Source organism: Geobacillus sp. G4 (assembly GCF_040327975.1).
GTDB lineage: Bacteria > Bacillota > Bacilli > Bacillales > Anoxybacillaceae > Geobacillus > Geobacillus thermoleovorans.
Genome location: NZ_JBEPJY010000002.1, coordinates 134,157 through 149,392 on the forward strand (window position 1 = coordinate 134,157; position 15,236 = coordinate 149,392).

12 protein-coding genes are annotated in these 15,236 nt (G+C 53.6%); 1 reads left to right on the forward strand and 11 read right to left on the reverse strand.

Annotated elements, in window-relative coordinates:
• Positions 1 to 7: 7 nt before the first annotated feature.
• Positions 8 to 826: a cytochrome c biogenesis protein gene (ccsA, locus tag ABS784_RS02945; RefSeq protein WP_013144585.1), complete on the reverse strand. Its 819-nt coding sequence runs from the start codon at positions 824 to 826 to the stop codon at positions 8 to 10.
• A 10-nt stretch (positions 827 to 836) separates the two neighbouring features.
• Entirely contained in the window at positions 837 to 2,201 is a 1,365-nt protein-coding gene (gene hemA / locus ABS784_RS02950; RefSeq protein ID WP_011232123.1) for a glutamyl-tRNA reductase, read from the reverse strand.
• A 166-nt stretch (positions 2,202 to 2,367) separates the two neighbouring features.
• Between hemA and ABS784_RS02955 the strand changes: the two genes are divergently transcribed.
• Positions 2,368 to 2,853, forward strand: a complete 486-nt coding sequence (locus ABS784_RS02955; protein ID WP_011232124.1) for a LiaI-LiaF-like domain-containing protein — start codon at positions 2,368 to 2,370, stop codon at positions 2,851 to 2,853.
• A 41-nt stretch (positions 2,854 to 2,894) separates the two neighbouring features.
• Here ABS784_RS02955 and yihA read toward each other — a convergent pair whose 3' ends face one another.
• The 9 genes from yihA to leuB all read right to left on the reverse strand — a co-directional run bounded on the left by yihA (position 2,895) and on the right by leuB (position 15,234).
• A complete protein-coding gene (yihA, locus tag ABS784_RS02960) occupies positions 2,895 to 3,482 on the reverse strand; it encodes a ribosome biogenesis GTP-binding protein YihA/YsxC (protein ID WP_023633494.1) in 588 nt (195 codons plus the stop codon).
• The gene (gene lon / locus ABS784_RS02965; RefSeq protein ID WP_014196453.1) at positions 3,479 to 5,821 is read right to left on the reverse strand and encodes an endopeptidase La; all 2,343 of its coding nucleotides are present in this window, start codon (positions 5,819 to 5,821) and stop codon (positions 3,479 to 3,481) included. The genes yihA and lon overlap by 4 nt, the downstream gene beginning before the upstream one ends.
• A gap of 230 nt (positions 5,822 to 6,051) precedes the next feature.
• A complete protein-coding gene (gene lonB / locus ABS784_RS02970; protein ID WP_352511410.1) occupies positions 6,052 to 7,725 on the reverse strand; it encodes an ATP-dependent protease LonB in 1,674 nt (557 codons plus the stop codon).
• Positions 7,726 to 7,868: 143 nt separating this feature from the next.
• Positions 7,869 to 9,134: an ATP-dependent protease ATP-binding subunit ClpX gene (gene clpX / locus ABS784_RS02975; protein ID WP_011232128.1), complete on the reverse strand. Its 1,266-nt coding sequence runs from the start codon at positions 9,132 to 9,134 to the stop codon at positions 7,869 to 7,871.
• 230 nt (positions 9,135 to 9,364) lie between these two features.
• Positions 9,365 to 10,651: a trigger factor gene (tig, locus tag ABS784_RS02980; protein ID WP_352511412.1), complete on the reverse strand. Its 1,287-nt coding sequence runs from the start codon at positions 10,649 to 10,651 to the stop codon at positions 9,365 to 9,367.
• 164 nt (positions 10,652 to 10,815) lie between these two features.
• Entirely contained in the window at positions 10,816 to 11,796 is a 981-nt protein-coding gene (locus tag ABS784_RS02985; RefSeq protein WP_014196456.1) for a tetratricopeptide repeat protein, read from the reverse strand.
• 196 nt (positions 11,797 to 11,992) lie between these two features.
• The gene (gene leuD / locus ABS784_RS02990; RefSeq protein WP_023633493.1) at positions 11,993 to 12,586 is read right to left on the reverse strand and encodes a 3-isopropylmalate dehydratase small subunit; all 594 of its coding nucleotides are present in this window, start codon (positions 12,584 to 12,586) and stop codon (positions 11,993 to 11,995) included.
• A 96-nt stretch (positions 12,587 to 12,682) separates the two neighbouring features.
• The gene (leuC, locus tag ABS784_RS02995) at positions 12,683 to 14,098 is read right to left on the reverse strand and encodes a 3-isopropylmalate dehydratase large subunit (protein WP_033845343.1); all 1,416 of its coding nucleotides are present in this window, start codon (positions 14,096 to 14,098) and stop codon (positions 12,683 to 12,685) included.
• Positions 14,099 to 14,118: 20 nt separating this feature from the next.
• Positions 14,119 to 15,234, reverse strand: coding sequence for a 3-isopropylmalate dehydrogenase (gene leuB / locus ABS784_RS03000; RefSeq protein WP_014196459.1), 1,116 nt, complete (start codon positions 15,232 to 15,234; stop codon positions 14,119 to 14,121).
• Between the last annotated feature and the right edge of the window lie 2 nt (positions 15,235 to 15,236).

A 15,236-nucleotide genomic window follows, 5' to 3' on the forward strand; every position in this document is an offset into this window, starting at 1 on the left:
ACCTCGATTACGAATACCAAAAATGAAATTTTGACAAACTGCCAAACAAGAAAAAGTTGACAAGCAAAAATAAAAACGAACCGATATTCCATAGCGCGATCGCCTTCCCTTGCATCTGCCGGACGGCTCGCTTGTAAAAATAGACGCCATAGACGAGAAGAACGACAAACGACCCGAGCACTTTCGCATCATACCAATGGAAATGGTCGATTTGAATGTACGCCCAAATCACGCCAAGAATGAGCCCTAATAACAACATAGGCAAGCCGAGCGCATTTAAAACATACGACAAAAAATCAAGCCGCGACAAATCCGCCATGCGCCAAAGGCGCGCCCCCCACTTTTTCTTTTTCAGCAAACTGTACTGCAACATGTAAAGCACCGAAAACAGAAACGACAGCGTAAACGCCGCATACGCTCCGAGCGAAAGGGTGATGTGGATGATCAGCAGCTCCGAGACGAGCCGCTCCGCAACAGCCGGCGACTGCGAAGACGGTGCAAACGTATGAATGGCCAAAATAAAAAAAGCAAGCACGTTCGTAAAAAAGACGATGAAATCGACGCGCAGCAGCCGATTGATGACGAGCGACAGCGTAATGAGCAGCCAAGCGTAAAAATAAAGCCCTTCCGACATCGTTAAAATCGGAAAGCGCTTCGTCTCCATGATGCGAGAAACAAACGTCACTGTCTGCAAAAGCCACACAATAGAAAGCAACCAGAAGGCGATGTCGTTCGCCTTCCGGTTTTGTTGCAAAAAATCGATGAAATAGAATAGGATCGAAGCGATGTAAAGCAAAATGGACAACTCATACAACAGCGCCACCATCCATCCCACCTTACAGCTGCCATGATGGGCGGGCGGCACGGACCGCTTCCGCGTCTTGTTCATCGCATTGCACGGATTTCGCCTGCTCTATATGCCGCTCGGCTTTCACCGCATCTTCGATATTGAAAATTTTCATAAACAGCAAAAGCGCCTCCTCGGCATTCGGGCCGGCGGCGAGTTCCTTCGCCTGCAAAATCGGATCGCGGAGCAGCTGGTTAATAATGCTTTTCGTATGCTTATTCAACACTTTCCAGTCGCGCTCCGACAAATGCGGCAGTTTCCGCTCCAAACTTTTCATCGTTTCTGCTTGAATGGCCAGCGCCTTTTCGCGCAATGCGGCAATGACTGGCACGACGCCGAGCGTCTGCAGCCATTGGCTGAACGCCATAAGTTCCGCTTCGATCATCGTTTCAATGCGAGCCGCTGCCTTTTGCCGTTCCGCCAAGTTGGCCGCCACCACATCTTGCAAATCGTCAATGTCGTACAAAAACACCGTTTCCAAATCAGCCAACGCCGGATCCAAATCGCGCGGCACCGCGATGTCAACCATAAAGAGCGGGCGGCCTTTGCGCATTTTCTCAAGCGGCGCCACCATTTCCTTCGTCAAAATATAGCCTTTGGCTCCCGTCGAGCTGATGACGATATCCGCTTCCAGCAAAGCGCATGACAATTCGCCGAGCGGCTTCGCTTCGCCGGCAAACTGCTTAGCAAGCTGTTTCGCTTTTTCAAGCGTCCGATTGACAACCGTCACCTTCCCGACGCCGCTGCCGTACAAGTTTTGCGCCGCCAGCGTCCCCATTTTGCCGGCCCCGATAATCAAGACGTGCTTGCCGGCAAGGCGGCCGAAAATTTTCTTCGCCAGCTCAACCGCCGCATAGCTGACCGATACAGCGTGCGCGCCGATGCCCGTTTCCGAGTGGGCGCGCTTCGCAAAGGTCACCGCCTGCTTGAACAGATGATTGAAAATCGTGCCGCTCGTCCCGACCTCTTGAGCGAGCAAATAGCTGTCTTTCACTTGCCCTAAAATTTGCGTTTCCCCAAGCACCATCGAATCAAGGCCGGCCGCCACGCGGAACAAATGCTTTATGGCCGCTTCTCCTTCAAGCACACGCAAATACGGAGCAATCGCTTCCACTTTGACGCCAAACCATTCGGCTAAAAATGCTTTCATATAGTAACGGCCGGTATGCAGTTGATCAACCACTGCATAAACTTCCGTCCGGTTGCACGTCGAAACGATCACATTTTCGAGCACGCTTTTTTGCTTGGCGAGCTGTTTCATCGCCGCACCGAGTTCCGCTTCTGCAAACGCGAGCTTTTCGCGGATTTCTACAGGGGCGGTTTTATAGTCGACGCCAACGACTACGATTTGCACGATGCCATCCCCCTTATTGACCGAATCCCTTCCATCATTATATCACAACCGTCCATCGTTCCGGTTTGAAAAAATTGTGAACATGCCTCCAAAGCTATGCTAAACTGTAGACAGTGATCATTCTATCATAAACATGTCCAAAAGGGAAACGGAGGACGCGACGATCATGAAAACCCGAACGGTATTCGCCGGCATCTTGTTCATCGGCCTCGGGCTGTATTTTCTCGCCGGACAGTTGGAATCCCCCCTTTTCCATTTCTTCCAAGGGTGGCCGGCCTTGCTTGCCATTTGCGGCGCGGCTTTGCTTGGCCAGGCGCATTCAGCGCGTGAATATGCTTACCTTTTCCCCGGCTTTCTTTTACTCGGATTTGGCGTTGAGTTGCTCCTTGCGAGTGCATTTTCGGCCTGGCCCCGCGGCGTGAACATGTTTTTTTTCCTCATCGCGCTCGCTTTTTTCGCCAGCAGCCGCAAACAAAAAGGCGGGGCTGGCTTTGGCGTGCTTTTCTTGCTTCTCGCTGTCGTGCTGACGTTTTCCGGGCGCGGCCAGCCGTTCTTTCACCTCGTCCAAGCCGGACTTTCCTCTGTCTGGAAGTTTTGGCCGCTCGGACTCATCGCCATCGGCGTCTATATATTATGGACTAGGCGAAAATAGCCTTGGAAGTGAAAACACCAGCGGAATCGCTGGTGTTTTCGTCATGAGGCCACAAACGGCAAAAGCGCCGCCCATGCTTCGTCTTTCCCTTGTCCGGTCTCGGCGGAAAACAAAATGAGCGGGTCGCCGTCAGCCATCCGCAGCGTCTCGCGCGCGATTTTCGCGTGTTTTTGATGCTTGCCGCGCGGCACTTTATCCGCTTTCGTCGCGATGACGATCACCGGGATCTCGTAATGTTTCAAAAACTCGTACATCATCACATCGTCTTTCGTCGGCGGATGGCGCAAATCAACGAGCAGGACCGTCGCCTTAAGCACCTCGCGCGTCGTAAAGTACGTCTCCATCATGTTCCCCCATTTTTGCCGCTCCTGCTTCGACACGCGGGCGAAACCATAACCTGGCACGTCCACAAAGTAAAACGAGTCGTTAATCAAATAAAAATTCAACGTTTGCGTTTTACCTGGCTTTGAGGAGGTGCGCGCCAAGTTTTTCCGGTTGATCATTTTGTTGATGAATGATGATTTGCCGACGTTCGAACGGCCGGCGAGCGCCACCTCTGGCCGTCCGCCGTCCGGATATTGTTCCGGCTTGACGGCACTGGTCACAAGCTCTGCTTTCTTCACATTCATCGCTTCCACCCCACCAGCGCGTGCGGCAGCACCTCATCGAGATGGGAGACGAGCACAAAGCGCAAGTCGCGCTTCACCGTTTCCGGAATGTCAGCCAAATCTTTTTCATTGTCTTTCGGCAAAATGACGGTTTTCAATCCGGCACGATGGGCGCTTAACGTTTTCTCTTTTAAGCCGCCGATCGCAAGAACGCGGCCGCGCAGCGTAATTTCCCCGGTCATGCCGACAAAGCGGCTCACCGGCTTGCCCGTCAAAGCGGAAATGAGTGCGGTCGCAATCGTAATGCCGGCCGATGGCCCGTCTTTCGGCACCGCTCCTTCCGGAACGTGAATATGGATGTCGTACGTTTCGTGAAATTTCGGGTCGATGCCGAGCTCCTCGGCGCGCGACCGCACGTAGCTGAACGCCGCTTGCGCTGATTCTTTCATGACATCGCCGAGCTTGCCGGTCAGCACGAGTTTCCCATTGCCTGGCGCGAGCGACACTTCGATGGCGAGCGTATCGCCGCCAAACGCCGTATACGCCAGCCCGGTCGCCACGCCGACTTGGTCTTCCGCCTCCGCTCGGCCGTAGCGGTATTTTCGCTTCCCTAAAAATTCCTCAAGATTGTTTTCTGTGATCACAACCCGCTTTTTCTCGCCGGAAACGATGAGGCGGGCCGCTTTTCGGCAGATAGCGGCGAGCTGCCGCTCAAGCTCCCGCACCCCGGCTTCGCGCGTATAATGGCGGATGATATCGAGCATCGCGTCATCGCGAATTTGCAACGCCGCCTTTTTCAGCCCGTGCTCGGTGATTTGTTTCGGCAGCAAATGCCGCTTGGCGATATGCAGCTTCTCCACTTCTGTGTAGCCTGGTATGTGGATCACTTCCATCCGGTCCAAGAGCGGCTGCGGAATCGCCGCCAAATGGTTGGCCGTGGCGATAAACATGACTTTCGATAGATCGTACGGCTCTTCAATGTAATGGTCGCTGAACGTATGATTTTGCTCCGGGTCAAGCACCTCCAGCATGGCCGCCGATGGATCGCCACGGAAATCGCTCGACATTTTGTCGATTTCATCAAGCAAGAAGACGGGGTTGATCGTGCCTGCTTTTTTCATCCCCTGGATAATGCGTCCCGGCATGGCGCCGACATACGTGCGGCGATGGCCGCGAATTTCCGATTCGTCGCGGACGCCGCCGAGCGAAACGCGGACGAAGCGGCGGCCGAGCGCTTTGGCGATCGAGCGGGCGAGCGACGTTTTGCCGACCCCCGGCGGTCCGGCGAGGCAAAGAATCGGACCTTTTAACGATTTCGTCAGCTGCTTGACAGATAAAAATTCAAGCACCCGTTCTTTCACTTTATCGAGCCCGTAATGCTCCTCGTTTAAAATCGCTTCCGCCCGCTTAATGTCGTGGATGTCTTCTGTTTCTTTCGACCACGGCAAGGCGATGAGCCAATCGAGGTAGTTGCGAATGACTGCGCTTTCCGCTGAGGTCGCCGGAATTTTTTCATAGCGGTCAAGCTCCTTCAATGCCGTTTGTTTCACATGCTCCGGCATGCCGGCCGCCTCGATTTTTTCTTTCAGCTCCTCGACTTCGCCCGTTTTTCCTTCTTTTTCGCCAAGCTCTTTTTGAATCGCCTTCATTTGCTCGCGCAAATAATACTCTTTTTGCGTCCGCTCCATCGACTGCTTGACGCGGGCGCTGATCTTTTTCTCAAGCTGGAGCACTTCTTTTTCGTTGTGCAAAATTTGGATGATTTTATTGAGGCGCTCTTTCACGTCGATCGTTTCTAAAATGCGCTGTTTTTCCTCAAGCTTAAGCGGCAAGTGCGAGGCGATGATGTCCGCCATTCGCCCCGGCTCATCGATGTCGACGATCGAGGCGTAAATGTCGACCGACAGCCGCTTGGACAAGTTTATGTACTGCTCGAAATATTCAAGCATCGTCCGCTTGAGCGCCTCATCTTCTAAATCTTTCGCCGCCCGATCAGCAAACTTTTCGACTTTGACGAGAAAGTACGGCTCCTCGCTGATCACTTCCGTAATGAGCGCCCGAGCGACGCCTTCGACAAGCACGCGGAACGTGCCGTTCGGGAGTTTTAGAAGTTGCTTGACGCGCGCGATCGTTCCCATTTTATATAAGTCATCCATGTCCGGTTCGTCGATGGCAACGTCTTTTTGCGACGTCAGCAAAATCATATGATCCTCAACCATGGCTTGTTCGAGCGCTTTGACCGATTTCTCGCGCCCGACATCCAAATGGAGCACCATCGTCGGAAACACGAGCAGCCCACGCAGCGGCAAAAGCGGAACGACCGTCTCCTTTTTCTTTCCGTTCACGCCGAACACCTCCATCTCTCGCTTCTATTCGTTTATTGTATAGTACGGTAGCCGGGTTTGTAAAATTTGACGAACGAAAAAGCGCGCGGCGCTCCGTCTGCAGGCAAAGAAAAACCGACTTCAGCGACGATCCGCTTGCGCCGAAGCCGTACATAAAAGAGAGGCCGGGCGAACCGCCCGACTCGGTTGCGAGCGGATCGCCCGCTTTCGTTGCCAATCGTTCGCCTTGCCGCCGTTTCCTTGGGCTAGACGAGCTTTTTCTCCGAGCGGTCCATAGCCGCTGGCAGCAGCGCGGGGCCGCGGCGGAGCGCCTCTTCGCCGAACACATGGACGAGCACTTCCTCGAGGCGGCGGACGGCGATGATTTGAATGCCGCTGACTTCGCCTAGCAACGATTGCATATTCTCAATCGGGATGATGACTTTTTTCGCCCCGGCTTGTTTGGCCGCTTTGATTTTGGCGAACACGCCGCCGACCGGTTTCACGCAGCCACGGATGCTGATTTCTCCGGTCATCGCGACCGTATGATCGACTGGCAGCTGGTAAATGGCGGAATAAATGCCGACTGCAATCGCCACCCCGGCTGAAGGGCCGTCAACCGGCACCCCGCCCGGAAAGTTGACATGAATGTCGTAGCGGTCCGCTGGCACGCCCATCGCCCGCAACACCGTAATGACGTTTTCCGACGAGCCGCGCGCCATGCTTTTGCGCCGCACCGATTTTTCTGCACTGCCGATGCTTTCCTCCTCGACAATGCCGGTGACATTGATCAATCCTTTTCCTTTCGCCGGCAAAGCGGTCACCTCAATTTCGAGCAACGCACCGGTGTTTGGTCCATACACAGCCAGACCGTTGACGACGCCGACCGCCGGAGCGGAAGCGATTTTCTTCTCATAGCGCGGAGTCATTTGGCTCGATTGAATGACCCATTCAATATCTTTGTCCAAAATGTTTTCTCGGTTTTCCGTGATGGCCAGGCCAGCGGCAATTTGCATCATGTTGACCGCCTCCCGCCCGTTGCGCGCATAGGCGGCAAGGAGGCGAATGCCGCTTTCTGACACGTTTAAGCGGATTTTTTCCGCCGCCTTTTTCGCGATGAGGGCGATTTCATCTTGGTCCAACTCACGGAAAAATACTTCCAGGCAGCGAGAGCGAATGGCCGGAGGAATTTCGTTCGGCGTGCGCGTCGTCGCCCCGACAAGACGGAAATCAGCCGGCAGTCCATTTTGGAAAATATCGTGAATATGGCTTGGGATTTGCGGATTTTCTTTGCTGTAATAGGCGCTTTCAAAAAATACTTTCCGGTCCTCAAGCACTTTCAACAACTTGTTCATTTGGATCGGATGAAGCTCGCCGATTTCGTCGATGAATAAAACGCCGCCGTGGGCGTTCGTCACCGCCCCTTGCTTCGGCTGGGGAATGCCGGCTTGCCCCATCGCCCCGGCCCCCTGGTAAATCGGGTCGTGCACCGAGCCGATGAGGGGGTCGGCGATGCCGCGCTCGTCAAAGCGCGCCGTCGTCGCGTCAAGCTCCACGAACACCGCATTTTTCTTAAACGGGGAGAGCGGATTTTTTTTCGCTTCCTCAAGCACGAGCCGAGCAGCTGCCGTCTTGCCGACGCCGGGCGGCCCGTAAATGATGACATGCTGCGGGTTGGGGCCGCATAAAGCGGCTTTTAACGCCTTGATGCCGTCTTCCTGACCGACGATGTCGTCAAAACTTTTCGGCCGCACTTTTTCCGCCAGCGGCTCGGTGAGCGAAATCGAACGCAGCTTGCGGAGCTGTTCCATCTCTTTGCGCGACTCTTTATCAATCGAAACTTTTTGCACACGCTGCCCTCTTAGCAAATTCCAAAAATAAAGGCCGATGATGACCCCGAAAAACAGCTGGATGACCAGTACGATGTTCGTCCAATCCATGCCCCGATATCCTCCTGCCTTTAGATGGTATGTAGTATGATAGTATCTCCGCGAACTGGCGGGAATAAACAAAAAAAGCGCCGACCGGCGCCCAGGGCATGGGCGGCAAAAAAAGAAACCGCCGAAAAAAGGCGGTTTTCCCATCAGGCAGATGTTTTCCGTTCCAGCTCGATGACGGTGCCGTCATGACGGATCAGCGTCGGCGGCTTTGTGCCGCGCACCGTGTCGAGCGTGATGATGCACTTTTGCACATCTTCGCGCGACGGCAGCTCAAACATCACATCGAGCATAATGCCTTCGATGATCGAGCGAAGGCCGCGCGCGCCCGTTTTCCGCTCAATCGCTTTTTTCGCGATTTCACGGAGCGCCGCTTCTTCAAACTCGAGCTCAACGCCGTCAAGCTCAAGCATTTTTTGGTATTGCTTGACAATGGCATTTTTCGGTTTCGTCAAAATGTCGATCAACGCCTGTTCGTCGAGCGGCTCGAGCGTCGTAATGACCGGCAGACGGCCGATGAACTCCGGAATCAGTCCGAATTTGAGCAAGTCTTCCGGCAGCACTTTCGACAACAAGTTTTTCTCGTCGACATCCGTCTGGTTCATTTCCGCGCCAAACCCGATCACTTTTTTGCCAAGGCGGCGCTTGATGATCGGCTCAATGCCGTCAAACGCCCCGCCGCAAATGAACAAAATGTTCGTCGTATCGATTTGGATGAATTCTTGATGCGGATGTTTGCGGCCGCCCTGCGGCGGAACGCTGGCAATGGTGCCTTCTAAAATTTTCAACAGCGCCTGTTGCACCCCTTCGCCGGATACGTCGCGAGTGATGGAAGGGTTTTCCGATTTGCGGGCGATTTTGTCAATTTCATCGATGTAAATAATGCCTTTTTCCGCCCGTTCGACGTCATAATCCGCCGCTTGGATGAGCTTTAACAAAATGTTTTCGACGTCTTCGCCAACATAGCCGGCCTCTGTAAGCGAGGTGGCATCGGCGATGGCAAACGGCACGTTCAAAATGCGCGCCAATGTTTGCGCCAGCAGCGTTTTCCCGCTCCCGGTCGGCCCGATCATTAAAATGTTGCTTTTCGACAGCTCGACATCATCGATTTTGCTGCCGGAATTGATCCGTTTATAATGATTGTAAACAGCAACGGCGAGCGATTTTTTCGCCTCATCTTGACCGATGACGTACTCATCTAGAATTTCCCGAATTTCCAACGGTTTCGGCACGTCTTTAAATTCAAATTCCTCTTCATTGCCGAGCTCCTCTTCAACAATTTCCGTGCATAGCTCAATGCACTCGTCGCAAATGTAAACCCCCGGACCGGCAACGAGCTTTCGCACTTGATCCTGTGTTTTGCCGCAGAACGAGCATTTCAACTGCCCTTTTTCATCATTGAATTTAAACATATCATTCACCCCTTGCCAACGAAATCGCGCCTGCTTATGTATCCATTTCCGCCATCTCTTATGTCGTAAAAACGTATGTATTCGCTATTTTACCATAAATGTTCCTGAAAAAGCGAATGAAAAAACCGTTATCTGTTTAGAAAAGTTTGAAAATTGCCGCTCAGGCGCCATTGTTGTGGATAAAGAACAAGGCACGAACGTCTCGCGCCTTGTTCTTTCCTTAAGATATATTATGCCGCAACCTTGCTGTGCTCTACAAGAAAATCGACTGTTTTCCGCCATTTCAAATCTTCTTTGACGCCATCTAAGCTGCCGAGCAGCTCTTTCAGCTTGTCCACGCTCAGCTTGTAGGCTTCCGCCATTTTTTCGAGCTCTTTGTTTACTTCCTCGTCGGTTACTTCAATGTTTTCGGCCTTCGCGATCGCTTCAAGCGTCAACGCCGCGCGCACCCGTTTTTCGGCATCTTCTTTCATTTGCTCGCGCAACGACGCTTCATCTTGGCCGGAGAATTGGTAATACAACTGCAAGTTCAGACCTTGCATTTGCAGGCGTTGGTCAAATTCGCGAAGCATCCGGTCGGTTTCGTTTTTGATCATGACCTCCGGAATATCCATTTCGGCGTTGGCTGCCGCTTTTTCGACAATCGCATTGCGCAAGGCAGTCTCCGCCTCGTTCTTTTTCGCCTCTTCCAAACGGGCGCGAATTTTCGCCTTCAGTTCGTCAAGCGTTTCGACTTCTTCATCGACGTCTTTGGCAAACTCATCGTCAAGCGCCGGCAGCTGTTTCGCTTTCACTTCATGCACTTGCACTTTAAACGTCGCCGGTTTGCCGGCCAATTGCTTCGCGTGGTATTCATCCGGGAATGTGACTTGGATTTCTTTTTCCTCGCCGGCTTTCATGCCGACAAGCTGTTCTTCAAACCCCGGAATGAACGTTCCAGAGCCGATTTCAAGCGAATAGTTCTCCGCCTTGCCGCCTTCAAACGGCTCGCCGTCGACAAACCCTTCGAAATCGATGACGACCGTATCGCCGTTTTCCACCGTCCCGTCTTCTTTCACGACAAGTTCGGCGTAATTTTCTTGCAAACGTTTCAATTCGTTTTCGACATCTTCGTCCGTCACGGTTGTATCCATTTTTTCCACTTCAAGCCCTTTGTATTGACCGAGCTTCACTTCCGGCTTTACGGTCACTTTCGCTTTGAAAATTAAGCTTTTGCCTTTTTCCATTTGCTCAATGTCAATCTCCGGCATTGACACCGGTTCGATGCCTGCCTCTTCGACGGCTTTGGCATACGCCTCTGGCAGCAAAATGTCGAGCGCATCTTGATAGAGCGCTTCGACGCCGAAGCGTTTTTCAAACAGAACGCGCGGCACTTTCCCCTTGCGGAAGCCCGGAAGCGTGATGTTTTTCACCACTTTTTTAAACGCGGCGTCCAAGCCTTTGTTCACTTTCTCGGCGTCGACCTCAACGGTCAATACGCCTTCGTTCCCTTCAAGCTTTTCCCATTTGACTGACATCCTTGTTCCCTCCACCTGAAATCATTGCTCGGACCATAGCGCACTCCGCTTGTCCAGATCTTTTTATGATGCCCAATTATGTAGACAAGTATGCGAAAACAGATACATAGCACAGCCATTATATTATAACATACAACAGCCATGTTTCAACAGAGAACGAGCCATTAGAGGGAGGAAAGTTCCTCTATTTCGTATAGCTTTTGGCAAAGCGTTGCCATCTCCGCCGCCTCCACACCGTAGCGGTCGGCCAAGGCGGTCGCGTCAGCATCCAAGCCTAAAAACCGGCTCGCCATCCAATGGAGAGCAGCAAGCCAGGCCGCTGCATCCGCCGGCTCTGGCGGAAACGGGTACAACACATATGCATAGCGAAGCCAAATGTCCGCCGCCGTTTCATACAAACTCGGGCTTTCCGCCGCGAGCTGCTGTTCAAGCCGACCCAGCAACGATGAAGCAAATTCCGTTTCCGTCTGTTCGTCCAACGCTGACGGGACGACCTCCATGCAACGGCCAAATTTCTCAACCGTCACCGTTTCGTTGACTCGCTTCCCTGTCAACAGGCGAAGGAGCATCGTTTTCGCCATCGGGCTTTTTTCCGGTGCGCGTAAATATTGCTTGAGCAACGGCAGCACCGGCTCGATGTCTTCTTTTTCCAGTTGTTTAATCAGTTGCAGCTGCTCAGCAATGTCCCCGGACTCAAGCAGCCGTCTCACCCGCTTCCACTCCGCGGGCGGAAGCGTGCGGGCATTCATTTTTTCACTAAACCGGAGCAGCTGGTGAAGCTGTTCGCGCAGCGAAACGGATAACGACGGACGACGCAAGGCGTGGCGGATCACGGTTTCGGCCTTGCTGTATCGATTCGTTTGCAACAATATGGCAATATACATTTGCAACAGTTCACCGTTGCCCGGTTGCTCGTCAAGCAAACCGGCAAGACGCCGCTCCGCCTCATCATATTCCCCAAGCTCATAGCAACAGACAGCCAGCCCAAGCCGAACCGGAAAGCTGTGGTCGCCAAGCTGTTCGGCGGCGCGCAAAAAGCGGAGCGCTTCTTTATACCGCTTCGCCTCGAGCGCAGCAAACGCCTCTTCCATCAGCCGTTCTTTCGTTTGCGGAAACATGATGATTTTTCCTTTTTTCCCGGCCATCTTCGCCCGCTCCTATATGTGTTTACCACAAGTGTAACAAGTTTTCTTAGCCGAAACAAGCCAACCCTTTTTGGCGCTTGCTGCCGCCGTCCATTTTCTTCATCCTCCTATATGCAAAACAAAGAGGCTGTTCCTGCCAAAATAACGGCGGAACAGCCGATTTTTGCCGCCGCGCTGCACCGCAAAAAATAGACGCTTACGGCCGCGGGCTATGCTGTTGTTCATACGCTTGAATATACGGTTCATAGACAAACGTTAAATCAATTTCATCCCATCCCTTTAACAGCAACTGTTTTCGATACGGGTCAATGTCAAACGGACGCGAAAATCCTTCATCGTCAAATACCCGCTGTTCTTCAAGCGAAACCGTCAGTTCATAGTCTGCGCGCTCGCTTTGGCGCAGCAAGTAGCGGACATCCTCTTTATCCAGCCGGATCGGCAACAGCCCGTTTTTTAAGCAGTTGTTGTAAAAAATATCGGCAAACGATGGGGCAATGATGACGCGGAATCCGTAATCTTGCAGCGCCCACGGCGCATGTTCGCGCGATGAGCCGCAGCCGAAGTTTTCATCGGCGACTAAAATCGTCGCCCCTTCGTTTTCCGGGCGGTTGAGCTCAAACTCCGGATTTGGCGTGCCGTCGCTCAAATACCGCCAATCGTAAAAGAGAAACTGGCCAAAGCCGGTGCGTTCAATCCGTTTCAAAAACTGCTTTGGAATGATTTGATCGGTATCAATATTCGCACGATCGATGCCGGCGGTTTTTCCGCGATGGATCGTAAACGGCTTCATCGTCCTTTCCCCCTTCCGTTATGGATGTCACTGATGGCAAAGGAGCTCGGCTTCCTAGGATGCCGCGCCGCCTCTTTTGCCATCACGATCGTCAATTTAACAGACCGGCTCGGCTTCAAGCTGGCGCACATCGACAAAATGTCCGTAAATCGCAGCCGCCGCGGCCATCACCGGGCTGACGAGATGCGTGCGCGCCCCTTTTCCTTGCCGCCCTTCAAAGTTGCGATTCGACGTTGACGCACAGTGCTCGCCTTCCGGAATGATGTCCGGGTTCATGCCCAAACAGGCGCTGCAGCCGGAGTCACGCCATTCAAAACCGGCGTCGATGAAAATTTGCGCCAACCCTTCCGCCTCGGCTTGTTTTTTCACTTGCTGCGATCCAGGCACGACGAGCGCCCGTACACCCGGAGCCACTTTTTTCCCTTTCACGATGCTCGCCGCCGCGCGCAAATCGCTGAGGCGTGAGTTGGTGCACGAACCGATGAAGACGTGCTGCACCGGAATATCCGTAATCGGCGTGCCCGGCTTGAGCCCCATGTACTCAAGCGCCCGGCGCACCGCGTTTTGCTCTGTTTTGCTTTCAAATTGCTCGGGATGCGGCACGACGCCATCGACGGAAGTGCTCATCGCGGGGTTCGTCCCCCACGTCACCATCGGAGCGATCGTCGACGCATCGATTTCAATCGTTTTATCGTATTCCGCCCCCTCATCGCTTGCAAGCGCCCGCCACCGTTCCACCGCCTTGTCAAACTCCTCGCCTTTTGGCGCATATTTGCGGCCGCGCAAATAGGCAAACGTCGTTTCATCCGGGCTGATGAGGCCGGCTCTCGCCCCAGCTTCAATCGACATGTTGCAAATCGTCATTCGCTCTTCCATCGACATGCGTCGGATCGCTTCGCCTGTAAATTCGATAATATAACCGGTGCCGACGCCAACGCCATAGCGGCCGATAATGGCCAAGATGACGTCTTTGGCGGTCACTCCTTTGCCGAGGCGGCCGTTGATGCAGATTTGCAGCGTTTTCGGCTTATGCTGCCAAAGCGTTTGTGTAGCCAATACATGCTCGACTTCGCTCGTGCCGATGCCAAACGCCAAGGCGCCAAACGCCCCGTGCGTCGATGTATGGCTGTCGCCGCAAACGATCGTTTTTCCCGGCTGGGTCAACCCGAGCTCTGGGCCGATGACGTGAACGATTCCTTGCTCTTCGCTGTGTAGGTCGGCGAGCGGAATGCCGAACTCGCGGCAGTTGCGCTCAAGCGCAGCGATTTGGTTGCGCGCCACTTCATCGGTAATCACAAATCGGTTAATGGTCGGCACGTTATGGTCCATCGTCGCAAAGGTCAAATCCGGCCGCCGCACCTTCCGCCCTTTTTGCCGCAATCCTTCAAACGCTTGCGGCGAGGTCACTTCATGCACTAAGTGCAAATCGATGTACAATAAATCCGGTTTGCCCTCCTCACGGTAGACGACGTGGTTTTCCCAAATTTTATCGATGATCGTTTTCGGCTTCATTGGCTTTCACCTCGCACGTCTTAGGCATAAACGGTCATAATTTGAGCAATGGCCGTATAATCCAGCACCGCCGCTTTGATTTCTTCGACCATTTCGTTCGTGGATACGATGCGGCCGCCGCTTGGCGCCAAGTCGGCGGTGCGCAAACCTAGGGCGAGCGCCTGCCACACCGCGTGCTCTACCGCCTCCGCTTCCGCGGTGAGCCCGAACGACAGGCGAAGCATCATCGCGGCCGACAAAATCGCCGCAATCGGATTGGCTTTGTTCATGCCGGCGATATCAGGCGCTGAACCGTGCACCGGCTCATACAAGCTCGGACCGGAAGCGGATAAGCTGGCTGACGGCAGCATCCCGAGCGAACCGGACAACATGGAGGCTTCATCGCTTAAAATGTCGCCAAACATGTTTTCTGTCACAATGACATCAAACTGCTTCGGCGCACGGATGAGCTGCATCGCGGCATTGTCAACAAGCATATGCTCAAGCGTGACGTCCGGAAACTGCTTCGCCACCTCTTCGGCCACTTCCCGCCATAGACGGCTTGACGAAAGGACGTTCGCCTTGTCGACCGAAGTCACTTTTTTCTTCCGCCCGCGTGCGAGTATAAACGCCATGCGGACGATCCGCTCAATTTCTTCCTTTTTATATAACAAGGTGTCCACTGCTTTTTCTTCGCCGTTTTCGACGACGCGGCCGCTCGGCTGGCCGAAGTAAATGCCGCCGGTCAGCTCGCGGACGATGACAAAATCGACGCCTTGCACGAGATCCGGTTTTAACGGCGAAGCGGAAACCAAACTGTCATAGCAAACAACCGGCCGCAAGTTGGCATATAAGTCGAGCTGCTTGCGAATGGCAAGCAATCCTTTTTCCGGGCGCAAATGCGGAGGGTTGTCATCCCACTTCGGACCGCCGACCGCCCCAAGCAGCACCGCATCGCTTTCTCGGCAAAGGCGGAGCGTTTCCTCGGGGAGCGGCGTCCCCGCCTCATCGATCGCCGCTCCACCGATCAATCCATATTCAAACGTAAACTCGTGGCCAAACCGGATGCCGACCGCTTTTAATACCTCGACCGCTCCGGACGTCACTTCTTTGCCGATGCCATCCCCTGGCAAGACGGCAATCCGATAGTTTCCCATTC